Here is a 24133-nt window from a genome sequence, read left to right on the forward strand (position 1 = left end):
CCTGTGAATCATTCCGCCAGCCGGAAGGCGCGGTAATAGTGGTCATCGGCCAATGTGTTGAACAGGCGCAACGAGAAGCCGTCGTAGCGCCCTGGGTAGAACATCACCACGGGTGTGGCCTTCATGGTCGGCTGCAACGCGGTCAACAACGTGTGTGAGCGCAGCATCGGGTAGGCTGCACCCACCCCGGTCAGCAGCAGCATATCCACCTGATCGAAGTCGATCTGGCTGGCGATGCGCTGTGCGAGCTTGTCTTCTTTCAGCACCGGCCGAAGCGCTGCCAGGGCGGCGTCATTGCCCTTATCGGTCTGGATCGACAAGACGCGATCGTAGAGCTTGCGGTCTTCCAGCAACTCGACAATAAGCTCGAAGAGATTGACGACTGCAGGGCGCAATACCGGCTGCTGCCTAGCCAGACCGGGAATCAGGATGTCGGCAATGAAGCCTCGCATCGCCATTTCCTGCGCTGGCAGGTAATCGAAGACCCAGAACCCGATCTCATTGCCCAGCCCTTTGTTGGCGAGGAAGTCTGCCGAGCTGATCTTCGGCAGGATGCGATTGAGGCGCTCGCGAAATTGGTCGCTCATGCGTGCAACTCCATCATCTGCACGAGCCGCCCTTCGCCGGCAGCCAGCAGGGTCTTCCGGACGGCGGGATGGATATGCGGAGGCAACAGCCGAAGCGAGCGGGTGCTTTCCAGATACCGGGCCTCGGCCAGGATGCGAATGATCACCTGCAACAACTTCTTTCTTGTCGAGGTACTCCACGTGCCAACGGCGGGATCGCGTGCCGCGCAATCGTGCAGGAAAGGCTCCCACGCGTTGACTGAAAGGGAATGCTCCAACCGCCGGACGTGATCCGCCACGACCTCGCGCAGGAAGTCCTTGAGCAGCTCGCTGTGCTTGACTGCGGCAGCAAACAACAGCTGGGTGGCGGTTTCCTTTTCGCCATCTTTGATCGACTTCCACACTGACGAGTCGATGGACTCCAGCCGGAAACGGATCAATCGTGCCTGTCGTATCGCAGTGGCCGGCGATGACTTCTGCAGCACGTTATCCACGCGCAGCGCTTGCTCCCAGGCGGAATCGTCGGGATGTTGGAGCAACAGCCCAGCGATGACCCTGCTCTCAGGGAGCATCAATGAACCGGCGGACAAATCGGCTTGGTACTGCTTCAAAACATGCATCCAGTGGGAATCGGTTGGGGGCGTTTGTGGATGGAATGAGTCGATCAACATGGTTTCAGCAGGCCTGCTCGACGGGCAACAACCATTGGGCCAAAGCCGATGGATCGGCTACGGCCAGCTGAAATGATGGTGGCTGCTCTTTGGAGACATCCAAGGACGCGCGCAAATCGTGAATCAGGTAAGGCAGCAAGGCTCCACGTTCGGTAATACCGCGCGTGGAAGCTCCCTTGAAATACTCATCCTGCACGAGGCGTTGCTGCTCTCTGGATAGCTCAGGATGCGCGACAAGTCGAAGATCCACGAAGGTTTGCCAGGCGATATCTAGCGCCGGATCGGCTTGCGCTGGCCTCTCCGCATTCAGCGGGCGCACGTCATGAATGCGACCGAGACTGAAATCCCGAAACGCCATAGCTTGTGTGCACCAGGCGCGCACGTGCCAGCGGCGACCGGCTTGTACCAATGCATGTGGCCAAATTTCGCGACTGCTTCGACCGGGGCTTCGCATGGAGCCATGGGTGATGTGCACGCCACTGTTGTCCTTACAGGCTCGGTGCAGCAGCGAGAACAGCGCCGACTCGATGTCACCGAGATCCATATGCACACGGACGACAGGGTCGGTGCCGGCACGGGTGCGGTCAACGAGGGCGAGATACTCCTCGACCGTGCCATCTGTGAGCACGGCCTTGATGGAAGGCGTGGCCAAATAGCTCTTGGTGGACGCCCCATACTCGGTCGCCGCGGGGTTGAGTTCCCGATAGGCTGCGACCAGCCGGCTGGCCGTGGTGAAGTGAATGCCCAACATGGCGCGAAGCCGGGCATTGCGCACCCGCCCCTCCCAGAGCAGCAACAGCTCCACGACGCGCAAACCCGCATCGGTATTGAGTCGGGACTCCCCCAAGGCATTCCTCCTGTCGATCATTAGATCATAGCGTATAAGCTATGACCGACAAGTCGATGAATTGAGCTGCGCCGCGAGGCGGCGGCCTCCTACTGGGGTGGTGCCAGCGGCAGCTGGCAGCCCATCGCCGTGCGGTATTAGCGCCTAGACGCACTACAAGGGGCATCACCCGCAGAAGGCGCTTGGTCACACTAGACCCCGCCGCGAGTCATCCGCGTATGGCGCAATAAGCGAACGACACCGCTTGCCACCCGGCCCATCTTCGCTTTTGCTACTTCGCCACGGAGGTCGACCGACCTCACTCAACGGATTGCTGCCAGCTCAGAAAGCAATATGACAGCAGGGATCTCGTCCTGACCATCCGGTTGCCAACGACGCTCAGGCCAAACGTCCCACGATGTGAGACGCGATCGGCGCAACCTGTGGGAAAGTCACGATGAGAGCTGATGCAACGATAGGTTGGTCCAGCAGGCCTGTACCCGACCCCGCCCCTTTCCGGCAGTAAGGCACGGGAGCTTCATTAATTGTGCTGTTGGCTAAACTGGCCGACGACATTAGGGGAATTCCATGCGTTTGCTGCACACATCGGATTGGCACCTGGGGCAGAATTTCAAGGGCTACGACCGGCACGCCGAGCACCGCGCTTTCATGGATTGGCTGCTCGACCTGCTGGCGCAACGCCAGATCGACGCGCTGCTGATCTCAGGGGATATCTTCGATCAGGCCAATCCCAGCGCCGAGGCCCAGCGCCTGTTTTATGGGTTTCTTGCCCAAGCGCGGGCGCGCTGCACGGCGCTGGATATCGTGGTCATCGCAGGCAATCACGATTCGGCCGCGCGCATCGAGGCACCGCATCCAATCCTGCTGGGATTAGGGGTGCATGTCGTGGGACAGTTCAACGCGCGCTTGCCGCTTGACGAAGAAATGCTGCAGCGCCTGTGCATTCCGCTACATCGCGCCGATGGTGGGGTGGGCGCGTGGGCGCTGGCAGTGCCATTTCTGCGTGCCGGCGATCTGGCGAGCGCACAAGGTGATAGCTACGGTGCGGGTATTGCCGAAACCTATCGGCGCATAGTCGACGCCGCGGCCGAGCGACGCCAACCGGACCAGGCGCTGGTTGGCATGGGCCATCTGCACGTGCAAGGCGCCAGCGTATCAAGCGACTCCGAACGGCGGCTGGTGATTGGCGGGGAGGAGGCGCTGGATGCCGGCATTTTCCCGGCGGAGCTCACCTATGTCGCACTGGGCCACCTGCACAAGCCGCAAACGCTGGGCGAGGGGCGCCTGCGCTACTGCGGCAGTCCGTTGCCGCTGTCGTATTCCGAAATCGATTACCTGCATCAAGTGGTTGAAATTGAACTGGGCGGTGCCACGGTGATTTCCACCAAGGCGCACCTCATTCCGCGGCCTGCGTTGATCCTGCGCGTGCCGGCGAAGCCGCTTCCGCTGGATGAAGCGCTGGCGGAATTACGTGAGCTGACGGTTGACGATGCACCTGAGGGCCTGGAACCCTTGATCGAGGTGCAGATTTTGGCTTCGCTTGCACCAACCGACATGCGCGCACGAGTGGATGAGGCGCTGGCCGGCAAGAAGATCCGGCTGACAGGCATCACCCGCACCTCGCCGCAGCCCGCGACCGCGTCGGCGGACGAAACCACCAGCCCGCGACTAGCGATGGAGGACTTGCAACCCGAGCGCCTTTTCCAGCGCCTGCTGGACGAGCACCCCGGCATCGACAATCCCGACGAGTTGCATGCCGCGTTCGCCGAGTTGTTGCAGGGCGCCTATGAGGAGGACGCCTGATGCGCATTCTCGCCATCCGCGGCAAAAACCTCGCATCACTGGCCGGCGAATTCGCCGTCGATTTCCAGCAGCCACCGCTCGAAAGCGCGGGCGTGTTCGCCATCAGTGGCCCTACCGGTGCGGGCAAGAGTACGTTGCTCGATGCGTTGTGCCTGGCGCTGTACCACGACACACCACGCCTGCTCGGCGCGCGCGAGAACAACGTCAGCGTTCCCGACGTCGGCGATCACACGCTGCCACCACAGGATCCACGCAACCTGTTGCGTCGTGGCTGCGTCGAAGGATATGCCGAGGTCGATTTCATTGGCCATGACGGCCACCCACGGCGCGCCACGTGGCAGGTACGCCGCGCCCGCGGCAAGCCCGATGGTAGGACGCAGAACGCCTGTGCCAGTCTGCGCCGGATCGATATTGACGTCGCTGAGAGCACTAGCACACGTGAGACCCGCGAGAAGATCGAAGCGTGCATAGGACTCAGCTTCGAACAGTTCCGCCGCGCCGTGCTGCTCGCCCAGAACGACTTTGCGACCCTGCTCAAGGCGAGAAACAACGAGCGCGCCGACCTGTTGGAGGCGTTGACCAATACCAGCATTTTTTCGCGCCTTTCGAAGCTCGCCTACACCCGCCACCAAAGCGAACAGCAAGCCGTGGATCAGCTGCGGCAGCAACTGAGCGTGCTGTCCACGCTGCCTGCTGATGAGCGCGAACAACTCGACGCGGAGGTCGTCGCCAGCAATACATTGTGCCAACAGCTTGCACTCGCATCGGAAGCTTTGCTCAACGAACAGCATTGGCACGAGCGCGGCAAACAACTGCAAGAGCGGTGCGCGAACGCCGAACAAGAGCGAGAACGACAACAACAAGCAATCGACGCCGATCGCCCACAATACAACCAACTGCAGGGCTGGAACGCAATCGCCCCGCTACGCCCTTTGTGGGACAACCGCCTCGGCCTCATCCTCAAGCTGCAGGCTTTGCAAACCAGCCTGCCCGGTCTCGACGAAACCATCGGCCAAAGACTGCAAGCCGAAGAGATCGCGGCTGCCGCGCTTGTCGCCGCACGGCAGCTATTCACCGAGGCGCAGCAACGCCACCGCGATGCCCAGCCAATCGTGCTGGCCGCCCGGCAGATGGATGAGGCGATCCGCCAGCAGCAGGTGCAGTGGGAGAGCCAGCAGCAGTTGCTGACGAACACCAGGGGCGAGCATCGCGCACTGGGGACGGTGATCGACGATACGCGCCGGCAGCAAGGCAAATTCCAGGTCGCCGTCGACGCATGGCCGCAGTGGCGAGCAGCCCATCCGCCCCTAGGTACGGACGACGCCACGTGGCCTGCCATTGGCGAGGGCCTGCGCAAGGCACACGAACAGCAACAACAAGCCGCGCAGGCCCACGCCGATATCGCCGAACTGGAAGCACGGCAGGACTCCAGCCAAGTCGAACTGGGCGTCACCACGGAAACTTTGGACAACGCCTCGGCCGCGTTGATCGCTGCGCAAGCCACTCTCCAAACGTGCGTTGATGCCCTCCGTGCGCTTGATCCGGCATCGCTGGCCACCCGCCAGAAAATCCTGCACAGCCGAACGCAGCAAGTCGATAAATGGGTCGCCGCGTTAGCCGCGCTCAACGCCGCACAAGCACAGCATGTCGCAGCGTCAACCCATCTGACGGAACAGCAGGAGAAACTCGCCAACGACGAACTGGCCATGCTACGTACACGCGATGACGTCAAGGCTGCCGACGCGACGGCATCCGAAACACACACGGCATTCGAGCACGCCAGTCTCGCTGCCGATCAGGTCACCGAGCGCCTGCGCGACGAGCTGAAACCCGGTGAGCCCTGCCTGGTCTGCGGTGCGCTGGAGCACCCGCTGGCCGCCGCGCCACATACCGGCATGGACGACCTGCTGGCTAGGCTCAGGCAGCAGCGCGATGAAACCCAGCTGGCACGCGACCATGCGCGTGCGCTTCACGAGCGTGCTGCCACCGAGTTCGCCGCCACCCAACGGGCTGTCAGCGCGGCAGTCAAGGCACTAGAAACCGGCACTACACGATTGCAGCAGGCACACAGCGCGTGTCATCAGGCTGCCACAGCGGTCGATGGCATCGACCCGGCGCTTGCGATATCCGACGACACCACCCAGGCAGATCTGCTGCGCACCACGCAGGAGGATCTGGAGCGACAGGCGACGCAACTGGATCAGGCTGGCGCGCAAATCCAGAGTGCACAGCGTGCACTCGAAGATGCCCGCACGGCGGTCGAACAACAGCGCGGTTACATCGACCGGTGCCGCCTGCAAAAGCAGGCTGCGCAGGATCAACTGGCCCCGATTGCAGCCACACTGCTTGCCCAGAAGTCCCTGCTCAGCAAGAGCGGAGAGGCGCTGCAACAAACCATGCAACGTCTACAGCAGCATGCCGGCAATCCGACACTCGGCCAGTCGCATATCGATCAGCTGCTCGCCGACTGGGCTGCCGGCGACGTCAGACGCGCCGCTGCCGAGCGTGCGCGTGCACCTCTTGCCGCCAGCACCAGCACGTTGCAGGCGCAGGAAAGTCGGCTGCAGGTGCTTGCTGGGCAAATCGCCGACCTCGAACAGACAGTTACAGCGTTTGATACCGATCTCGTCCAGGCTAGGACGCTGCGTCAGCAAACATTGGCCGAACCGGATGTGGAGGTCTACGCACAGCACATGCAGCAAGCCGAAGCCACGGCCGTCGTTGCCGCTAACAAGCAGCGTGAAGCGCACGCCCAAACGGTCGAACGTCACCGCGAGGCCGTCGCCGCTCGCCAAACCGCCACCGAAAACCACGACCTATGGCGGGCGGATCTCGAACGCGCCGAGAAGCAATTGCGCGATCAACTAGCCAAGTCAGCCCAAACCTCGCAGGAAAGTCCACTTAGCCTCGACGGCCTTGCCGCCCTCATCAGCTCATTGCCGGACGACCTGGATCAACGCAACGCGACTTGGCAACAGCGCGAGCAAACCCTACGCGATGCCAAGGCCACCTCGCACGCCCTAACCCGACAGCTCGACGAGTGGACAGCCGAAGCCCGCTCCACACGCAGTGCTGACGAAGTGGCCGTCGATCAAACGAACACTTTGCAGCAGCATGCTGCCGCTACCGAAGCACAGGCGGATCTGCGCGCGCGACAACGCGAGGATCAGCGCCGGCACGAACAGGCCGCCGAACACCTGACCCGCATCGAGACTCTCGCCGCCCAAGTACGCCGGTGGCAACAGCTCAGTGCGCTGATCGGTTCGGCCGGTGGCGACAAGTTCAAGACCTACGCCCAGCAATTCACCCTGGATGTGCTACTCGACTACGCCAATCAGCACTTGGCCAGGCTGGCCCCGCGCTACCAGCTGCGTCGTGGCAATGAACTGCTGACCTTGCTCATCGTCGACGGCGACTTCGCCGACGAAGTACGCAGCGTGCACTCGCTCTCCGGCGGCGAAAGCTTTCTCGTCTCCCTCGCCCTCGCGCTCGGCTTGGCTTCGCTGTCCTCCGAACGCGTGCGGGTCGAGTCCCTCTTCATCGACGAAGGCTTCGGCAGCCTCGATGCCGACACCCTTAACATGGCGATGGAAGCTCTCGACCGGCTGCAATCCGAAGGTCGGCGCGTCGGCGTGATCTCGCACGTGCACGACATGGCCGAACGCATCGGCGTGCAGATCAAGGTGCGTCCGGTCGCACCGGGCCGAAGCGTGGTCGAGACTGTCGGATAACATCCGTGCGCGTCGGACTTGTCGCGACCATGGCAGGTATTGAGCATTCAGCGTTCGGTTGACAACTATCACCCAATGGCCCGCGCGAAACGTCGCGCGTCTCCCAATCAACAGTCAGACATCATGAACACATTTCAAACCCTCTCGATTCGAACAATCCGTGATATGGCCGCGGAACTGCAGCTGGACGCCTACGCCATTGTTTCTTCCGGCAACGGGACTGAATACAAAAACTTCCTAAATAGAACCGTATTCACGGTCTACCACGACCGCTTGGATAGCGCGAACTTCGGTTTCGTCGAAGTTGCTCTGGGTAGCGAAAACATTGCTAACGAGCTCGGCGTTAGTGAATCCTGGACGCAGCAATGGGTGAAAAGTATTCAAACTCGGCACGCGAAGGCTGCTCGCAAACCAATACCTAATTGGGAACGCGTCGCTCTTAAATCACCGACGGAAGTGAAGTCATTCTGTGATGAGTTCAGACATCTTTACAAAGAACACCCAGCAGAAGCCGTCGGCATCCCTTCAACGCCTGCACAGAAAGCAGCATCGCCACCCATCGACGAGCGGATTATCCGCGAAATATCTGCACGAAGAGGCCAGCCAGCGTTTCGTGACGCGCTTATCGCAGCTTATGGAGTGTGCGCAATTTCCGGATGCGAAGACATACAAGCGCTTGAGGCCGCCCACATCCGGCCTCACTCCGAGGGGTCCGATTACCGTACAAATAATGGCATCCTTCTCAGAGCCGACATTCATACGTTGTTCGACTTGCGGCTAGTTTCAATTGAGCCACAAAGCGGAATCGTCGTCGTCGCCGCTGGACTTGGAGCAACCTACCAGAAGTACTCGGGCAACCCCACCCGCCTTCCATTGAGCCCGGCCGACCACCCCGATCCGAGCGCGCTTAAGGAACACTATAGAGCCTGGATTGACGCCTAACATGACTCCGCAACTTCCTGTAAAAACACGACGCACGTTCGGTAGAAACACAGCGATGCACACTAGCACCGCCGACAGATAAATCATGCCTCCGCCAATCCGTCGTGAGTTACGAATTCCCGAGTAGGCAACGTGTGACTGGTCGGCCATCACGTGGACGGAATATCACTTGGCATCGGATCCGTATCCAGAAGGGATGGCGACTAATTTGAGCCCTTACTGATGCGCACGGTATCGAAACGAGCTGTCAAACGATCGAAAATATTTTCAGATCTATATCACCCCATGGAGAGCCGGGAAGGCGTTTCGAAATAGCCTTTTTTCAAGCTCTCAACAATCTCATGGGAGAATCGTGATGTACAGTTATCCAGTATTCGAGTGTCTTGTGGCCTTCGTCATCGTGTTTCTGATCGGTTTTATGGTCGCCAAGAACAAGCACAGCGGTAGCGCTGGCGCCCCGAAGCAAGACGAGGCACTCGCATGACCGTATCGTGCCCACGCTGCCATACCGCGTTTGTCGTCACCCGACGTCGCGCTCAAACCGCAGCTGCTGCCCTCGGTGGTGTTGCTGGTGCGATCAAGGGAGCCTCAACCGCCGTGGCCAAGGCCGGAGAGCGTCCCAGCCACCCGCTAGGGGTCATTGCAGGCGCCATCCTCGGCGGCTTGCTCGGTGGCGCTGCCGGTTGTACGGCTGGTTCGGCCATTGGTGCACCGATCGACAAGGCCCTGCCTGGCAACTTCAGTTGCCAGGCTTGCGGTCATATTTTCGACGTCGACCAAACCGATCCACCTGTGACGTAAAGCCGTTCGGACCAACTGCGCTTAACCACTGGTTCGGATTCGCTCGTTTCTCTCATCTTTCCACGCGACTACGCATAGAGCCCGGCGAACGCCGGGCTCTATGCGTTTGTGCCGCTCATTTGGAGTTCGTCATGCATCTCGTTCAAACATTGGCTTACACGCGCTACAAGGTCACTGGCGACACAACGGAGCAAGACGTGCTCGCCGCAGCCGAAGGTATCTTGAGGAATAGGCTCGAACGGCAGGGCATCATCGGCAGTCCGACCGATGCCACCGACTTCCTGCGGATGCGGTTGGGTGCGCTGTTGCACGAAGAGTTTCACGTTCTGTGGCTCGATAACCGCCATCGTATTCTCGACTGTCAGAAACTCTTCACCGGCACCGTCGATGGCGCCAGCGTCTATCCCAGGGAAGTGGTGCGCGCCGCGTTGAGCATCAATGCCAGCGCGGCCATTCTCGCGCACAACCATCCCAGCGGGGTCGCAGAACCCAGTGCGGCAGACCGGGCCATCACCAACGAGCTCCGCGACGCACTGCGGCTGATTGGGGTGCGGATTCTGGACCACATCGTGGTGGGCGATGAATGCGTCAGCATGGCAGGCATAGGGTTGATGTGATGCACATGCTCCTTGCTGCCCTACCCTTCACGGGGTTCTACGGGTCCCAGCATGACGCCGAACTGGACTACGCCATGGAGGCGATGTTCTCCAATGACCGAGGTGAGCCGAATCCGGGCTTGACCGATCGGGTGAGCAGCACCTGCCAGTGGTCAGCAGTGCGCCGCGCCTACGCCAGGGAGTTCGTGGAAACCTTCTGCGAGGAGGTCGGGATCCACCACGCGCGATTCGAGTCGATGGATTCCCCGAAGTTCTATAACTTCGAGACCGACCGCGTGTTCATCGAACTGCCGCTGGAGGAGGTACAGCGGATCATGCGCGAGACATCGACTGACTCACTCGATCAGGTAGCCGGTGAGCGTCACACGTCCCGCAGCGGCTTTATCTCCTTCTACTCACCCGACTGGGGAACCTGGGGCGACGTGACGACCTGGGACCACAACCAGCTCCAGACCTTGGTGGAAGCGCATGTGCGCGACACACAAGGCGAGCTGGAAGAAGCCCGCCTCATGGAGAACGCCCGCGGCAACGGACGGCTGGAGGATTGGATCGCTGACAACACACCGGGAATTGATCGTCTCTGCCGCATTCAGGACTATCTACGCGCACGGGAGGCACGCGCATGAAGGACACACAGAAAACCTACCGCGTCACCTGGTCCATCGACGTTGACGCGACGTCGCCCGAAACAGCGGTGGAGGTCGCATTGAAAATTCGCCTCAACAGAGGGACCCAGGTCACCGTACCTGATGAAGTGATCGGTACCGAAAGAAAGATCCAGACCTACAGTGAGCGGCTGGCGGAGAACACCGCCAAGCTCTCGACGAACGGCAAGCTCATCGAGACGGTTGTAGAGATTGCGTGGAACATGGCCTTAGCTCGCTTCCGGCCTAATGACAGTTACGAGTTCCACAATCTCGCGAAGGATTGGGCGGCTGAGTTCGAGGCGCTCTATGACGATCGCGTCGCGTCGTATGAGTGGGACGAAGACGCCTGGCGCGAACGCTGCGAGCATTTCACACGGGAGAAGGTTGATGAAGTGGTGCTCGCCGGGCTCGGCCGAATCGTGGCTGAGGGCAAGTCATGAGCACCGCTGTTATCTCCGCATGTGCTGCGCACTGACACCCATCATTCGCTGAAGGGCTATTCCTGAGCTGGCCGACACATCGGCCCCGCTCTCTTCTCTCCATGTTCTTCCTGATCACGCATAGAGCCCGGCTTTGGCCGGGCTCTATGCGTTCACCTATCCGAAAGGAGTTTTGTCATGCATCTCGTTCAAACCATGGCGTACGTCAACGAGGTCCCTTGGCACGGCCTGGGTCAACAGCTTGCTCACGATCAGCCTCTGGAAGTTTGGGCTGAGCAGGCAGGCATGAACTGGCGTATTGAAACGGCGGATGTACGCTTCGCCGCGTGCAGTACTGATGTCGATGTCAACCGCGCATTTTCTGAGAAAAAGGTGCTCTACCGTTCTGATACGAAGGCACCGCTGGCGGTTGTGTCCAACAGGTTCCAGGTAGTGCAACCGTCCGAGATTCTGGAGTTCTACCGAGACCTCACCGATGTCGGTGGCTTCGAACTGGAAACCGCCGGCGTCCTGAAGGAGGGCCGAAAGTTCTGGGCGCTCGCGCGCACGGGCCAAACCGTATCACTCAAAGGCCGTGATCAGGTCAATGGCTACCTCCTCCTCGCCACGGCCTGCGACGGGACCTTGGCAACGACCGCCCAATTCACTTCGGTAAGAGTGGTGTGTAACAACACCCTGGCCATCGCATTGTCCAAAGGCGCGGGTGTCGTGAAGGTGTCCCATCGTAGTCAGTTCGATGCTCAAGCGATCAAGGGTCAGCTCGGCATCGCGGTTTCGTCGTGGGACGATTTCATTCAACGCATGAAGGCGCTGTCCGAGTGCAGGGTCAACGCACAAACTACTGAAGCTTTCCTGCAGCGCGTGCTGACCTACCCGATAGCAGGCGCCACAGAGGGTCGTGCGACGGTGTTCAATGACCGGGCGGCGAAGTCGGTGCACGAGCTTCTCGCGGGACGTGGAAAAGGCTCGACCCTAGTCTCCGCCAACGGCACGGCGTGGGGGCTGGTAAACGGCGTCACGGAGTTCGTCGATCACCATCGCCGAGCACGAAGCAACGATCACCGCCTCGACGCGGCATGGTTCGGCCAAGGCGCTACCCTCAAGCAAAGGGCATGGGAAGAGGCATTGAGACTGGTCGTCTGAGAGGAGGGTCGACCCAGCTGGTCGCCGTGACTTGGCGCGAAACGTTGGCCAAGTCGCGGGAGATGGGGAGGTGCAGGAGGCGATGTGTACTTGGAATTGGTACTTGGGACATTCAGGCCAGAGGTTGCGATGAATTCAAACGTGTTGTGGCGAGTGTTGTGCCGAGCTTTGGCGACCGCTGGTGGCAGAAATGGACCTTCAAGGTCAGCAACTTTCGAACACAAAGCGCACGAGCCATACACCGCAAAGATTGTCAAAAATGGCACCGTTCGTGCTTGCGGAGACTCAGGCTCACGCAATGCGGTCGAGTGTGGGGAAACAGCATGGAATCAACAAATCAAGGAACGCCGTGAACGCATTTACAGCTTTTGCAGGTCATAACTCGGCCCAGAAGAAGGGCTTCTTCATCACTGCTGCGATCGCAGCGGCCGTGGCAGCAATAGGTTCCATCATCGTCAGCAATGTGGCCGACATGGAATCGACCATTGCGATGGCCATCTTAGTATTTACTGGTCTGGCCACCGGCATCACGGCTCGTCGCTGCGCAATTGCGGCATGGGGCTACGCCACCACCAACGCTCTCACCTGGACCGGTGCCCGCAAATGGGGTATCGCTTGGCGAGCCATGGGGGCCTTCTTCGCTGGTCGATTGATCATCTCCGTCCTGTTGGGCATGGCCACCTCCGACAATGCGGCGGTAGTCATGCTGATCGTTGGCATAGCCGTAACCACGGGCTTCGGCATGCTCATGGGCGTGCTGTACGGCCACGACCAAGCCAAGGCTGAGGCCACCAGCGGCATCGCGGTCGATACTCAGGCGGGTATCCAAGCCACAGCCAACGCCCCAGTCGACACCCACGCAAGTAGCCAAACCGCAGCCAACCTTTCAGTCGGCACTCAGGCAAATGGTCAAGTCGTAGCCAACACCCAGACAAGCAGCCCCGCCGCAGCCACCGTTGCAATGGGTGCTCAGACAAATACCCGGATTTCGATCAGCCCTAGCGCAGGCGCTCAAGTGAGTGACGGCAACACGAAAGGCGGCAACATCGCAATAGGTAAGTGGGGTTTGTGGGTCGGCGCAGGGCTCATCGTTATCTTCCTAGGCTTTCTCGGCATCAACTATGCCAAACATTCCGCGCCGAATGATGCGGCAGACATCGCAGCAGAGAAAGGTGTTCACGATGCACTGTATGGCGATAGCAATGCTCAATCCGCCACGCCTTCTCCAGCACCAGTCGCTGCTCCCGCAGCTCCTGTAGCGCTGGACATGATGCTCTACAAGGATATGCAAGTTGTTGACCTGCTGAAAGATCCAGTCTTTGGGAAACGGGCCATCTCCATCGTGCCGCGAACAAGCATGGAATGCGTAAATCACACTTTCAGCTCCATGCAGGCATTGGCCTTGGACAGCAGCCAAAACGCCAGCAGTGAAGCGTTCGGGTCACATGCGGACAATTGGATCGAGGGATACGTTCAGGCAAGCCCGACCGGGGACTTGGATGTAGTGGTGGATTGTGACGAGTCCTCCGATGCGAGTACCAAACACTTCACCTACTTCACCACACGAGGGATCAACGCAGCCCCACCTGCTGGCCTGAAGTTTTGGCTCAACGGCGTGAGTCAAGGCGAAGGCACCGTAACCGTATTCGACGGCAAGCAGCAGAAGGATGTGCCTGTTAGCAGCTTGGTGAACGACTTGCGGCAGGACGTGGCAGTGGAGCTCAAGCCGACCGTTTCTGAGGTGACGATTTCAGGTGACAGTTTTAGTAGCGTCGGCGGTGCGCTCACGATCAACGAGTCGGGCGGAGGTTACGCCCACGTTCTGAAGTTCAACGGCAGCGATCTCGCGGGTATAGCTGATGACTATATGTCGCTGAAAAAGGCGTATCGCTATGGCGACCATGATCTGGTTTTAGTGACTTCATCGTGTGCTGGTTCATCATGCTCCTATACGTCAATCTATCTGATTGAAGTGGCTGCATCCGGCAAAGCGACATCCCTGGGTCCAGAAACGATGTCCACTACTGACGGCGGGCAGTTGCCAGATATTCAAATTCAGACCGATGGGAGCTTGCAGATAGCGTTCACCAGCTTCCAGGGCAAGGAGCGCTGGTCATATGCGAACGGCAAGTTGACAAAGGAGGGTTAGCGACCATCACGCGCTAGGCGACCCGGCAGTGGAAGACGCGTCGTACGAGATCTAGTCGATGCGTCGATTAGACGTAGAACGAGGACGCGATACCGGACGAGGCGACAATCATGAAGTTCCGGCGTTTCCTTGAACGGCACGGTCTGGCGTTGAACATCCTCGATGCGGCCAACACCCACCTTTGTCCGGCAAGGTCTGTCACTACGGCAAGACACGATCGTAGCCGCAACGATCATCTTGGTGCCTTCGCAACGCGACAAGCAGCGTGACAGACCCACATTTGAGGTGGGCTCAGACGGTATGTCCCGCATAACCACTGGAACACAACCAATTCGGACCAGCCGGAGACGTTTTTTCAATGAACTCATCGCGGCGTACGCCTACAGAGACATAAGTGTTTCGTTGCTAGTATTCAAACCGGAGTTTCGGATGGGGTCCAACCTACCCCATGTTTGCCGCACACTCCAAGAGACCTATTCATCGGAAACGCTGGAAGGCTATCAACTAACAGGGGGAGTCGCTTAATGAACTGGTATCTCGCCGTACTCAAGCAGTACGCCGTTTTCAACGGCCGTGCGCGTCGTAAAGAATATTGGATGTTCGTTCTGTTCAATGTGATCATCGCCTTTGTCCTTGGCTTCGTGCTTGGCCTTGCAGGTGCGGGCGATGGCGGTCAAGTGATCATCAACATCTATTCGTTGGCGGTTCTCATTCCCAGCATTGCGGTCGGTGTTCGGCGCATGCACGACACCGACCATAGTGGATGGTGGATTTTGCTGCCGATCGTCAACCTCATTTTCGCTTGTACAGAGGGTACGCCGGGGCCAAACCGCTTCGGCCCCAATCCGAAGCTCGTCGTGCAGCCAGCCTGACTAATCGGCCGCAGTTCATCGCAGCATCGTTTATTGCTATCAAGCGCCCATGGTCAATGCTGACCATGGGCGCTTGAACTGACACATAAGTTAAATCTCAAATGGGTCTGGCGTCCGTACTCGCTGAGTACAAGCAGGGTGCCGTGACTTCGGTGGACTAGCACAATCTTGAGGATGCCAAGACCTACAGATTTAAGCCGGCCGCAGTCGGGGCAATCGCTGCCGCCTATTCACCCGACAATGGTAAAAACGAATGATAAAAATCAACGCCGCTTCTGGCATCCTTGCAATCACGCTATTGCTTTCCGGCTGCAGTGACGACGGCTTGCCGTCGTGCAGCAGTGATGAAGGGATACAGTTCCTTACAGACACTTTCAATGAGGCGCAATTCGCGCGCCAAGATAGTCTTTCGGTAGTCGAGGTCACCGACATAAAAGAAATTTCTTCGAGCGATCATCGAGTGCAGTGTTCGGCAAAGGTTTCCACGAATAGCGCGGAGACCCTCCTAGTCAACTACCACATGGATCTCAGAGACGACGGCACTTCCGTACTAGAACTTAAGGTCGTTGAATAGACAGGTTTACCCCGAGCTCTACCAGCGCGCTCATCGGCCACAATGTCCGCGCTCTATGCTCGGCATCGTCACATCAAGCAGGCTTCGACAAGAAGCGCGGCAAGCTAGCGTGGCGGATTCGACTACGAAGCGCACATCACGCTTGGTTCATTCGCTGGTGGGCTGTGACGTGTTTCAAGCATCGCGACCTCCTCCGCTTATGGTCCCTAGCGACGCCGCACAACACATCAATCGCGAAAGTCTGCTCAACAAAGCTCAATGAGCCAGAACCAAAAACAACAACGGCTGGCATACCCAATGGCATACCAGCCGTCCTGCCTCACAGATAAGTTGAGCAACATCAACAACTTACGTTATATCATTGGCGGAGAGAGTGGGATTCGAACCCACGGTAGTGTTACCACTACGGCAGTTTTCAAGACTGCTGCCTTAAACCGCTCGGCCATCTCTCCATAAATTTTAGCAAGCAGGTTGCTCTGCCAGCAGGCGTGGAAGTCTATCAGGAACCCTGCGGTGGACGAGCGCTGGGGCCCTTCTTCGACAACGCCACCAGGCACCCCACCAGGATTCCCACCGGGACCAATGCGCCCAACAACGGCAGCAGCAGCACCGGTTCGCGCACGACCATCGGCACCAGTTGGGTAGCGCTGGCGAAGGCGATGATGGCGAGGCGCCAGCGGCGGCTGTGGCGGGCGAGCCAGAAGCTGGCGAGGACCAGTACCAGCGCGACCACGGACAGGTCGAGGTCGAGTGTGGGCAGGCGCCACACGCTCTCGAAACCGAGCCGCATGCCGATCACCGTGGCCAGTACCGCCAGCAGGAAGAAGCTGGTGTAGAACTCCACCCTGCCCCAGGTGCCGCGCGTTGGCGCCGGCGTGTTCATGCGATGCGGTCCAGGCCGGCCATGTACGGGCGCAGCGCTTCGGGTATGTCGATCGAGCCGTCGGCGTTCTGGTTGTTTTCCATCACCGCGATCAGGGTGCGGCCGATGGCGAGGCCGGAGCCGTTCAAGGTGTGCGCGAGTTCGGGCTTGCCGGTGTCGGCGTTGCGCACGCGGGCCTGCAGGCGGCGCGCCTGGAAGTCCTCGCAGTTGGAGCAGCTGGAGATTTCGCGGTAGGTCTGCTGGCTGGGCAGCCACACTTCGAGGTCGTAGGTCTTGACCGCGGTGAAGCCCATGTCACCACTGCACAACAGCATTTTGCGATAAGGCAAACCGAGTTTCTGCAGCACCTTCTCGGCGTGACCGACCATTTCCTCCAGCTGCGCTTGGGAGTCGGCGGCGCGGGCGATCTGCACCATCTCGACTTTCTCGAACTGGTGTTGGCGGATCATGCCGCGGGTGTCGCGGCCGTAGCTGCCGGCCTCGGCGCGGAAGCACAGCGTGTGCGCGGTCATGCGCAGCGGCAGCGCGTCGGCGTCCTGGATGGTGTCGCGCACCAGGTTGGTCAGCGAGACTTCGGCGGTGGGAATCAGGTAGCGCTTCGTCTCGCCGACTTCGGTGGCGAACAGGTCTTCCTCGAACTTCGGCAGCTGGCCGGTGCCCTGCATGCTGTCGGCGTTGACGATCACCGGCACGTTGCATTCGAGGTAGCCGTGCTCGCCGGTGTGCAGGTCGAGCATGAACTGGCCGAGCGCGCGATGCAGGTGCGCGAGCTGGCCGCGCAGCACGGTGAAGCGCGCGCCGGACAGCTTGGCGCCGGCGTCGCCGTCGAGCCAGCCGTGGCGTTCGCCCAGTTCGACGTGATCCTTCACCGCGAACGCGAACTCGCGCGGCGTGCCCCAGCGACTGACTTCGACGTTGTCGTGCTCGTCCTTGCCGATCGGCACGGACTCGTGCGGGATATTGGGAATGCCCAGCGCGATCTCGGCCAGCTTCGCCTGTGCATCGGCCAGCGCCTGCTCGTTGGCCTTGAGCTTGTCGCCGATGCCGGCGACCTCGGCCATCAGCGGCGCCACATCCTCGCCCTTGGCCTTGGCCTGGCCGATCGCCTTGGAACGCGTGTTGCGCAGGTTCTGCAGTTCCTGCGTTTCCATCGCCAGCTGCTTGCGGCGGCTCTCCAGCGACTCGACCAGGGACACGTCGAGCGTGTAGCCACGGGTTTCGGCGAGGCGCGCGGCGGTTTCGGCGAGGCGCGAACGCAGCAGGGCGGGATCCAGCATGATCAAAGTCCAGGTGAAGGCTTGAACCGTGAATTATCGCTGCCGGGTGGCGGTGGCCGCAATGCAAGCAAGGAACGCGAACCGTGTCACCAACATCTCCGTTCGCCCCCGGATCGAGTCCGGGGCAGGCTCTGAGCGCAGGCCCGCAGGGCCGAAGTCGAAGGGCAGCCCTTCGACTTCGCTGCGCTGCGCTCAGAGCCTGCCCCGGACTTGATCCGGGGGCGAGTCAGCTGGCCAGCTTGCGTTCGCTGCGGCCCAGCCACCAGGCCATCGCGGCGCCGGCGAGCAGCCAGCCGACGAGTTGCTCGACCAGTGCGGCCAGGGTGAAATCGAGCGGGAAGCGATACCAGTTCCAGTACGGCACCATCGTGCACAGCCAGGTGAATACCGCCGCCACGGCTGCCAGTGCCACGCGTCGCCGGAAACCCAGCCCGGCCAGCCCAAGCATGAAGGCCAGTGCCAGCGCAGCGAGCGTGTCGGACGCCCACTGCCGGCCAATCTGCGGCCCCATCTGCATCATGTCCTCGCCTTGCGGCAGGTAGACCACGAAGGCATACGGCGACGTCGCCGCCTTTTCCGAGTACGCCTTGATCACCGCCTCATCGCCCATCTTCTTAGGATCCATCGACGGCAGGATGTAGATGCCGGACTGGTCGCCGAGCCCTTCATGCAAGCTGCTCAAGACGGCGTTTTCGTTGGCCGGCAGATGGATGCCTGTCTCGCCCAACCCCAGCGCCATGTGCGCCGCCACGCCCCACACGAACATCACGATGCCGCCGATCAATCCCGCTATCAGTACACGCATGGTTCACCCTCCCCGGTTGATGCGGCGAATCTATGTCGGGCACCGGGGCAGCGGCAAGGGCGCGCGCAGCAGCCGACGTTACTTGCCGCGGGCCTTGGCGCGGGCGGCGCGCAGGGCCAGCAGCTTTTCGCGCAACTGCAGTTCCAGGCCGCGCTCGACCGGCTCGTAGAACACGCTACCGGCCAATTCGTCAGGCAGGCACTGCTGGTCCAGCGCGATGCCGCCTTCGGCGTCGTGGTCGTACTGGTAGCCCTTGCCGTAGCCGAGGCCCTTCATCAATTTCGTCGGCGCGTTGCGCAGGTGCATCGGCACTTCCAGCGTGCCGCCGCTGCGCACCGCGTCGCGGGCCTTGTTGTAGGCCATGTAGGCGGCGTTGCTCTTGGGCGAGATGGCCAGCCAGATCGCCAGCTGGGCCAGGCCCAGTTCGCCTTCGGGGCTGCCCAGGCGTTCGTAGGTATCCCACGCGTCCAGTGCCATGCGCCACGCGCGCGGCTCGGCCAGGCCGACGTCTTCCACCGCCATGCGCGTCATGCGCCGGGCCAAGTACAGCGGGTCGACGCCGCCGTCGAGCATGCGGCACAGCCAGTACACCGCGGCGTCGGGATCGGACGAGCGCACGGATTTGTGCAGCGCCGAGATCTGGTCGTAGAACTGTTCGCCCTGCTTGTCGAAGCGGCGGGTGCGGTCGGCCAGCACCTGGGTCAGCGTGGTCTCGTCGATGCGCCTGTCTTCGGCCAGCTCGGCAGCGATTTCCAGCAGGGTCAGCCCACGGCGCACGTCGCCGTCGGCGGCCTGGGCGATCGACTCCAGCGACTCGTCGGCGACTTGCAATTGCAGCTCGCCCAGGCCGCGTTCGCCGTCGATCAGCGCGCGCTTCAGCGCGGCGATGATGTCGTCGGTGGAGACCGGCTCCAGCACGTGCACGCGGCAGCGCGACAGCAGCGCAGAGTTCAGTTCGAACGAGGGGTTCTCGGTGGTGGCGCCGATGAAGATGATCACGCCGCGCTCGATGTGCGGCAGGAACGCATCCTGCTGGGTCTTGTTGAAGCGGTGCACCTCGTCGACGAACAGCACGGTGCGCCGCCCTTGCGCGAAATTCACCTCGGCCTCGGCCAGTGCCTTGCGCACGTCCGGCAGGCCGGACAGCACGGCGGAGATCGCGCGGAAATCCGCATCGGCGTAGCGCGCCACCAGCAGGGCCAGCGTGGTCTTGCCGCAGCCGGGCGGCCCCCACAGCACCATCGAGTGGATCTTGCCGGCCTCCAGCGCACGACGGAGTGCCTTGTCCGGACCGACCAGGCGCTGCTGGCCGACGATCTCGTCGAGGCTGCGCGGACGCATGCGCTCGGCCAGCGGCTTGAGCGCGTCGGGTTCGGCGAACAGACCGGGGGCGGATGGCGAGACGGGACGGGGCATGCGGGCATGATAAGCCATGCCCGCCGGTTCATCTGGCCGCCGCCGATTGCCGGTATGATCCCGCCACGCAGCGGTGCTTGGCCCGCAACGCACCGCCGGGGGGCAGCACGTACGTGAAGGCGAGGACGGGGGTTGCTTCCAGATGGATGATCGCGGCCGGCCGCTGGCGCACGCTTGCCCAGCGGATGTCGCGACTCATGACCGCTACGCGCTGCCGCCCTCGGCGTTTCCCCCTGCGCCTTGCCGGTCTGTTCCTGCTGCTGTTCCTGTGCGCCCCGGCCAGCGCCGGCAGCGGCGACCCGTGGGCTCCGTTCGACGTCCCCTGGTTCGACCAGGTCGGCATTTCCGACGGCTTGCCGCATTCGATCACCACCGCGATCGCCCAGGATCGCGATGGCCTGATCTGGATCGGCACCATGGGTGGCCTGGTGCGCTACGACGGTTACCGGCTGCAGATCTTCGGCGCCGGCAACAACAAGACTGCCGGCCTGCCCGACACCTACGTGCGCAGCCTGCTCGCGCTGCCGGACGGCAGCCTGCTGATCGGCACCAATGCCGGCGGCCTGGTCCGCTTCGATCCGGCGGACAACAGCTTCCATGCCTATCCGGTCGGCGCCAACGGCCTGTCCGACCGCAAGATCTACGCGCTCGGCGACGATCATGCCGACGGTGTCTGGATCGCCACCGAGGACGGGCTGAACCACCTCGACCTGCGCACCGGCACGATCCGTCGGCTGGATACCGGGCCCGAGACCACGCCGCGCAACTTCAGCGTGATGCAGGACCGGCACGGCAACCTGTGGCTGGGCAACAACAACGGCTTGTTCGTCCGCCGCGCGGGTACGGATGCCTTCGTGCGACCCGTTGCACCGGACACGCTCGCCGCCACGGTGTTGCACAACCAGATCTGGGCGATCATGCAGGACCGCGAGGGTCGCCTGTGGGCCGGCAGCGTGCAGGCCGGTGCGGCGTACCGCGATACCGATGGCCGCTGGCACGGCGTGCCGGGCTTCAGCGGCTATCCGGACGGCGCGCGTCATTCGACCGTGCGCGATTTCGTACAGACCAGCAGCGGCGAGGTATGGATCGCCACCGACGGCAGCGGCGTGATCGAGTACACCCCCGGCAATCCCGGTGTGCAGCGGATCGACCACGACCCGGCCGTGCCCTCGTCGCTGCCGGGCGACTCGGTGCGCGCGCTGCTGCGGGATCGCGCGGGGAATATCTGGACGGCGACCGACCTCGGCATCGCCCGCAACAACCCGCAGGCACGCACCGCGTTCTCGCTGCTGCCTTCGCCGCTGGAGCAGAGCGCGCTGTCCGATGCCAACGTGCACAGCATCTTCGTCGACACGCGCGGGCGGATCTGGCTCGGCCTCGGCGCGGGCCACATCGACGTGATCGATCTGAAGGCCGGCCACATCCGCCACCTTCATCTGGACGGCAGCCAGACGCAACGCGACGTGCGCAGCGTCGCCGAAGCCGCCGACGGCTCGATCTGGGTCGGCACCCAGGGACTGGCGCGGGTCGACCCGGACACGCTGGCGATCGAGGACTCGGTGTTGCCGGCGCTGCATGACAAGCCGGTGCTGAGCCTGCAAGCGGATGGCTCACGCCTCCTGATCGGCACCTACGACGGCATCTACCGCTACGACATCCGCACCCGCGTGCTGGAGCACGCCGGCCATGTGTCGAACGATCCGGCCAGCCTGGCCAGCGACACCGTGCGGCACATCGCACGGGTAGGCAACGACTGGTGGTACGGCACCGGCCGCGGCCTCAGCATCGCCAGCGGCGACAGCCTCCCGCGCCACTTCACCAACCTGCGCCACCGCGCCGACGATGCCACCAGCCTGCCGCAGGATCTGATCGGCTCGATCAGCCGCGGCCCGCACGGGCAGGTGTGGGTCAGCACGTTCGGCGGGTTGGGCGTGGTCGATCCCCCGGCCGGGAACGAACCGTGGAACTTCCAGACGATCGGCCTGGCACAAGGCTTGTCCAGCGACAAGGTCAACGCCGTACTGGCCGACGACCACGGCCGGCTCTGGGCCAGCCTGTCCAACGGCGTGGCCAGGATCGACGGCGATACGCACGAGGTGGCCAACCTCGGCACCCGCGACGGTCTGCACATCGCCAGCTACGTCAACATCGCCGCGGCACGCGCGCCCGGCGGCGAGCTGCTGTTCGGCGGGCTGGGCGGACTGACCGTGATCCGCCCGCACTGGCAACCCCTGCCGAGCACCGCCGCGCCGCTGGCGATCACCCATGCCGTGGTCAACGGCGTAGCGTTGCCATTCGGCAAGCTGCCTGCCGGCGACGGGAAGATCCGGCTGGAGCAAGGCAACCACAACCTGCGCCTGGACTTCGCCCTGCTCGACTATCAGGCGCCGATGGAGACTGCCTACAGCTATCGCATGGACGGCCTCGATGAAGACTGGACTGTCATCCCCAAGGGCAGCCTGCCCAGCGCCATCTATACCAACCTGCCGCACGGCAATTACCGGCTGCGCCTGCGCGCCACCACTCGCGGCCTGCAGCCGCATACGGTCGAGACCGGCCTCGCGGTCACGGTCAATCCACGCTGGTACGAGACCGCGCTCAGCCGGATCGTTGCCGCCCTGTTGCTGGTGGCGCTGGTGACGGTGCTGGTGCATCTGCGCACGCTCTACCTCAGGCGGCAGGCGGCCCAGCTGCAGCGGCAGATCGATGCGCACACGCGCGACCTGCTGGTCGCGAACCGGCGCCTGGACGAACTGGCCAGCACCGACGGGCTGACCGGTGTCTACAACCGCCGCCGCTTCCTGGAACTGGCACAACGCGAACGCGAACAAGCGCGAGGTGGATCGGTCTGCATTGCGCTGTTCGACCTGGATCGCTTCAAGCTGATCAACGACACCCACGGGCATCTGGCCGGCGACGCGGTGATCCGCGGCGCGATCGAGGTGATCAAACAGCACTGCCGGCAAGGCGACCTGGTGGGCCGCTACGGCGGCGAGGAGTTCGTGCTGTGCCTGCCCGACACCGGCTTGCCGCTGGCACGGGAAATCGCCGAGCGGATCTGCACGGCGCTGGCTGCCACCACGGTGAACCACGACGGGCGGGCGATCCCGGTGACGGTCAGCATCGGCATCGCCGCGCTGCGTCCGGGCGAGTCCATCGAGCAATGGCTGTCGCGTGCCGACAAGGCGCTGTACGAGGCCAAGCGCGCCGGCCGCAATCGCTGCGCCACCGCGAGCTGAGGCCGCACGGCGGTCAACCCGCGGCGTCGCTGCCCCACGTTATCGTGTACTGGCGGTAGATGCCGTAGCTGACGCCGCACAGGCCGGTGAGCACGGCCGGGATCAGCAGGGTACGCTCGCCGAGCACGCGGAACAGCAACGCACCGGCCGCGCTGCCGCAGGTGAAGGTGCTGACCACCAGCAGGCAGACGCGGATGCGCAAGGTATCCACTTCCAGCCCGCGCAGGCGCTGGCCGATGTAGATGCCCAGGTCGGTGAACATGCCCGAGACATGGGTGGTGCGGAACACCATGCCGCTGTAGGTGCTGGCCATGCCGTTCTGCAACCCGGCCGCCATCGCGGCCAGGTCCAGGCCGAACGAGCTGCCGACGTCCAGCAGCGGCACCGCGGCAAACAGCAGCAACGACTCCAGCACCAGCGCCACCCCGTAGCGGCGGCCAAGCTTCAGCGTGTGCTGCTGCACGATCAGGCCACTGAGCAGGGCACCCACCACGAAGGCGCCGATTGACAGCAGCCAGTGCCACGTCTCGCCACCGTCGCCGGTACCCACCGCGATGCCGAGCAGGCTGGTGGATCCGGTCAGGTTGGTGATCGACTGGTGGCGAAAACCCATGTAGCCGGCGGCATTGACCATGCCGGCGATGAAGGCGAGGATGCCGCCGCCGATCCAGGCCCAGCGTGGCAATCGGCGCAGCACGGTCATGACCGCA

Annotated in this window: 20 protein-coding genes, 1 tRNA gene and 1 pseudogene; 12 read left to right on the top strand and 10 right to left on the bottom strand. The window is 62.1% G+C overall.

Translation table 11 applies throughout. The annotated features are described in order from the left end of the window. Window positions 1–8: 8 nt before the first annotated feature. Genes ABD024_RS08610 through ABD024_RS08620 form a run of 3 tightly spaced genes read right to left on the bottom strand, consistent with a single transcriptional unit; the run spans window position 9 to window position 2084 of the window. Window positions 9–587: a DUF1788 domain-containing protein gene (locus ABD024_RS08610; protein ID WP_343851625.1), complete on the bottom strand. Its 579-nt coding sequence runs from the start codon at window positions 585–587 to the stop codon at window positions 9–11. Beyond that, window positions 584–1237 (bottom strand): DUF1819 family protein, encoded by a 654-nt coding sequence (locus ABD024_RS08615; RefSeq protein WP_343851627.1) that lies wholly within the window; start codon window positions 1235–1237, stop codon window positions 584–586. Before ABD024_RS08615 ends, ABD024_RS08610 begins: the two co-directional genes overlap by 4 nt. A gap of 4 nt (window positions 1238–1241) precedes the next feature. Continuing rightward, window positions 1242–2084, bottom strand: a complete 843-nt coding sequence (locus ABD024_RS08620; protein WP_343851629.1) for a WYL domain-containing transcriptional regulator — start codon at window positions 2082–2084, stop codon at window positions 1242–1244. Between the two features lie 567 nt (window positions 2085–2651). On the opposite strand from ABD024_RS08620, the gene ABD024_RS08625 reads away from it, so the two are divergent. From ABD024_RS08625 to ABD024_RS08675, 11 genes and pseudogenes are all read left to right on the top strand, one after another. Beyond that, window positions 2652–3887 (top strand): exonuclease SbcCD subunit D C-terminal domain-containing protein, encoded by a 1236-nt coding sequence (locus ABD024_RS08625; protein ID WP_343851631.1) that lies wholly within the window; start codon window positions 2652–2654, stop codon window positions 3885–3887. Further along, complete coding sequence (locus ABD024_RS08630) at window positions 3887–7618, top strand: AAA family ATPase (RefSeq protein WP_343851633.1); 3732 nt, start codon at window positions 3887–3889, stop codon at window positions 7616–7618. Before ABD024_RS08625 ends, ABD024_RS08630 begins: the two co-directional genes overlap by 1 nt. Before the next feature lie 123 nt (window positions 7619–7741). Then, window positions 7742–8560: an HNH endonuclease gene (locus tag ABD024_RS08635; RefSeq protein ID WP_343851635.1), complete on the top strand. Its 819-nt coding sequence runs from the start codon at window positions 7742–7744 to the stop codon at window positions 8558–8560. A gap of 932 nt (window positions 8561–9492) precedes the next feature. After that, the gene (locus ABD024_RS08640; protein ID WP_343851637.1) at window positions 9493–9978 is read left to right on the top strand and encodes a JAB domain-containing protein; all 486 of its coding nucleotides are present in this window, start codon (window positions 9493–9495) and stop codon (window positions 9976–9978) included. After that, window positions 9978–10604, top strand: a complete 627-nt coding sequence (locus ABD024_RS08645; protein WP_343851639.1) for a hypothetical protein — start codon at window positions 9978–9980, stop codon at window positions 10602–10604. Before ABD024_RS08640 ends, ABD024_RS08645 begins: the two co-directional genes overlap by 1 nt. Then, on the top strand, window positions 10601–11065 hold the full coding sequence (locus ABD024_RS08650; RefSeq protein WP_343851641.1) for a hypothetical protein: 465 nt from the start codon (window positions 10601–10603) through the stop codon (window positions 11063–11065). Before ABD024_RS08645 ends, ABD024_RS08650 begins: the two co-directional genes overlap by 4 nt. Window positions 11066–11242: 177 nt before the next feature. After that, a complete protein-coding gene (locus tag ABD024_RS08655; protein ID WP_343851643.1) occupies window positions 11243–12208 on the top strand; it encodes a DUF932 domain-containing protein in 966 nt (321 codons plus the stop codon). 349 nt (window positions 12209–12557) lie between these two features. Continuing rightward, a complete protein-coding gene (locus ABD024_RS08660) occupies window positions 12558–14357 on the top strand; it encodes a hypothetical protein (RefSeq protein ID WP_343851645.1) in 1800 nt (599 codons plus the stop codon). Between the two features lie 7 nt (window positions 14358–14364). Next, window positions 14365–14627: pseudogene (locus tag ABD024_RS08665) on the top strand (IS5/IS1182 family transposase); the annotation flags it as partial. A gap of 254 nt (window positions 14628–14881) precedes the next feature. Beyond that, on the top strand, window positions 14882–15229 hold the full coding sequence (locus tag ABD024_RS08670) for a DUF805 domain-containing protein (protein ID WP_343851647.1): 348 nt from the start codon (window positions 14882–14884) through the stop codon (window positions 15227–15229). Between the two features lie 253 nt (window positions 15230–15482). Further along, window positions 15483–15803 (top strand): hypothetical protein, encoded by a 321-nt coding sequence (locus ABD024_RS08675; RefSeq protein ID WP_343851649.1) that lies wholly within the window; start codon window positions 15483–15485, stop codon window positions 15801–15803. A gap of 362 nt (window positions 15804–16165) precedes the next feature. On the opposite strand, the gene ABD024_RS08680 is transcribed toward ABD024_RS08675, so the two are convergent. The 6 genes from ABD024_RS08680 to ABD024_RS08705 all read right to left on the bottom strand — a co-directional run bounded on the left by ABD024_RS08680 (window position 16166) and on the right by ABD024_RS08705 (window position 20383). Further along, window positions 16166–16255 (bottom strand) — tRNA-Ser (locus ABD024_RS08680). Window positions 16256–16302: 47 nt separating this feature from the next. Continuing rightward, on the bottom strand, window positions 16303–16686 hold the full coding sequence (locus ABD024_RS08685) for an LrgA (protein ID WP_343851651.1): 384 nt from the start codon (window positions 16684–16686) through the stop codon (window positions 16303–16305). Beyond that, window positions 16683–17963 (bottom strand): serine--tRNA ligase, encoded by a 1281-nt coding sequence (gene serS / locus ABD024_RS08690; protein WP_343851653.1) that lies wholly within the window; start codon window positions 17961–17963, stop codon window positions 16683–16685. Before serS ends, ABD024_RS08685 begins: the two co-directional genes overlap by 4 nt. A gap of 226 nt (window positions 17964–18189) precedes the next feature. Further along, entirely contained in the window at window positions 18190–18768 is a 579-nt protein-coding gene (locus ABD024_RS08695; RefSeq protein ID WP_343851655.1) for a hypothetical protein, read from the bottom strand. A gap of 78 nt (window positions 18769–18846) precedes the next feature. Then, complete coding sequence (locus ABD024_RS08700) at window positions 18847–20184, bottom strand: replication-associated recombination protein A (protein WP_343851657.1); 1338 nt, start codon at window positions 20182–20184, stop codon at window positions 18847–18849. 28 nt (window positions 20185–20212) lie between these two features. After that, window positions 20213–20383: a hypothetical protein gene (locus ABD024_RS08705; protein WP_343851659.1), complete on the bottom strand. Its 171-nt coding sequence runs from the start codon at window positions 20381–20383 to the stop codon at window positions 20213–20215. Between ABD024_RS08705 and ABD024_RS08710 the strand changes: the two genes are divergently transcribed. Beyond that, a complete protein-coding gene (locus ABD024_RS08710; protein WP_343851661.1) occupies window positions 20382–23423 on the top strand; it encodes a diguanylate cyclase in 3042 nt (1013 codons plus the stop codon). The two genes, ABD024_RS08705 and ABD024_RS08710, sit on opposite strands and share 2 nt — an antisense overlap. A gap of 13 nt (window positions 23424–23436) precedes the next feature. Here ABD024_RS08710 and ABD024_RS08715 read toward each other — a convergent pair whose 3' ends face one another. Further along, window positions 23437–24126, bottom strand: a complete 690-nt coding sequence (locus tag ABD024_RS08715) for a YoaK family protein (protein WP_343851663.1) — start codon at window positions 24124–24126, stop codon at window positions 23437–23439. Between the last annotated feature and the right edge of the window lie 7 nt (window positions 24127–24133).

Source organism: Rhodanobacter soli, assembly GCF_039523495.1.
GTDB classification, from domain to species: Bacteria; Pseudomonadota; Gammaproteobacteria; order Xanthomonadales; family Rhodanobacteraceae; genus Rhodanobacter; species Rhodanobacter soli.

Excerpts from the sequence above, each read along its gene's own strand:
- ABD024_RS08615 (WP_343851627.1), bottom strand. The coding sequence starts at position 1,237 with ATGTTGATCGACTCATTCCATCCACAAACGCCCCCAACCGATTCCCAC.
- ABD024_RS08700 (WP_343851657.1), bottom strand. The coding sequence starts at position 20,184 with ATGCCCCGTCCCGTCTCGCCATCCGCCCCCGGTCTGTTCGCCGAACCC.
- ABD024_RS08695 (WP_343851655.1), bottom strand. The coding sequence starts at position 18,768 with ATGCGTGTACTGATAGCGGGATTGATCGGCGGCATCGTGATGTTCGTG.
- ABD024_RS08705 (WP_343851659.1), bottom strand. The coding sequence starts at position 20,383 with ATGAGTCGCGACATCCGCTGGGCAAGCGTGCGCCAGCGGCCGGCCGCG.
- ABD024_RS08625 (WP_343851631.1), top strand. The coding sequence starts at position 2,652 with ATGCGTTTGCTGCACACATCGGATTGGCACCTGGGGCAGAATTTCAAG.
- ABD024_RS08650 (WP_343851641.1), top strand. The coding sequence starts at position 10,601 with ATGAAGGACACACAGAAAACCTACCGCGTCACCTGGTCCATCGACGTT.
- ABD024_RS08670 (WP_343851647.1), top strand. The coding sequence starts at position 14,882 with ATGAACTGGTATCTCGCCGTACTCAAGCAGTACGCCGTTTTCAACGGC.
- ABD024_RS08715 (WP_343851663.1), bottom strand. The coding sequence starts at position 24,126 with ATGACCGTGCTGCGCCGATTGCCACGCTGGGCCTGGATCGGCGGCGGC.
- serS (WP_343851653.1), bottom strand. The coding sequence starts at position 17,963 with ATGCTGGATCCCGCCCTGCTGCGTTCGCGCCTCGCCGAAACCGCCGCG.
- ABD024_RS08640 (WP_343851637.1), top strand. The coding sequence starts at position 9,493 with ATGCATCTCGTTCAAACATTGGCTTACACGCGCTACAAGGTCACTGGC.
- ABD024_RS08655 (WP_343851643.1), top strand. The coding sequence starts at position 11,243 with ATGCATCTCGTTCAAACCATGGCGTACGTCAACGAGGTCCCTTGGCAC.
- ABD024_RS08630 (WP_343851633.1), top strand. The coding sequence starts at position 3,887 with ATGCGCATTCTCGCCATCCGCGGCAAAAACCTCGCATCACTGGCCGGC.
- ABD024_RS08645 (WP_343851639.1), top strand. The coding sequence starts at position 9,978 with ATGCACATGCTCCTTGCTGCCCTACCCTTCACGGGGTTCTACGGGTCC.
- ABD024_RS08635 (WP_343851635.1), top strand. The coding sequence starts at position 7,742 with ATGAACACATTTCAAACCCTCTCGATTCGAACAATCCGTGATATGGCC.
- ABD024_RS08610 (WP_343851625.1), bottom strand. The coding sequence starts at position 587 with ATGAGCGACCAATTTCGCGAGCGCCTCAATCGCATCCTGCCGAAGATC.
- ABD024_RS08685 (WP_343851651.1), bottom strand. The coding sequence starts at position 16,686 with ATGAACACGCCGGCGCCAACGCGCGGCACCTGGGGCAGGGTGGAGTTC.
- ABD024_RS08710 (WP_343851661.1), top strand. The coding sequence starts at position 20,382 with ATGACCGCTACGCGCTGCCGCCCTCGGCGTTTCCCCCTGCGCCTTGCC.
- ABD024_RS08675 (WP_343851649.1), top strand. The coding sequence starts at position 15,483 with ATGATAAAAATCAACGCCGCTTCTGGCATCCTTGCAATCACGCTATTG.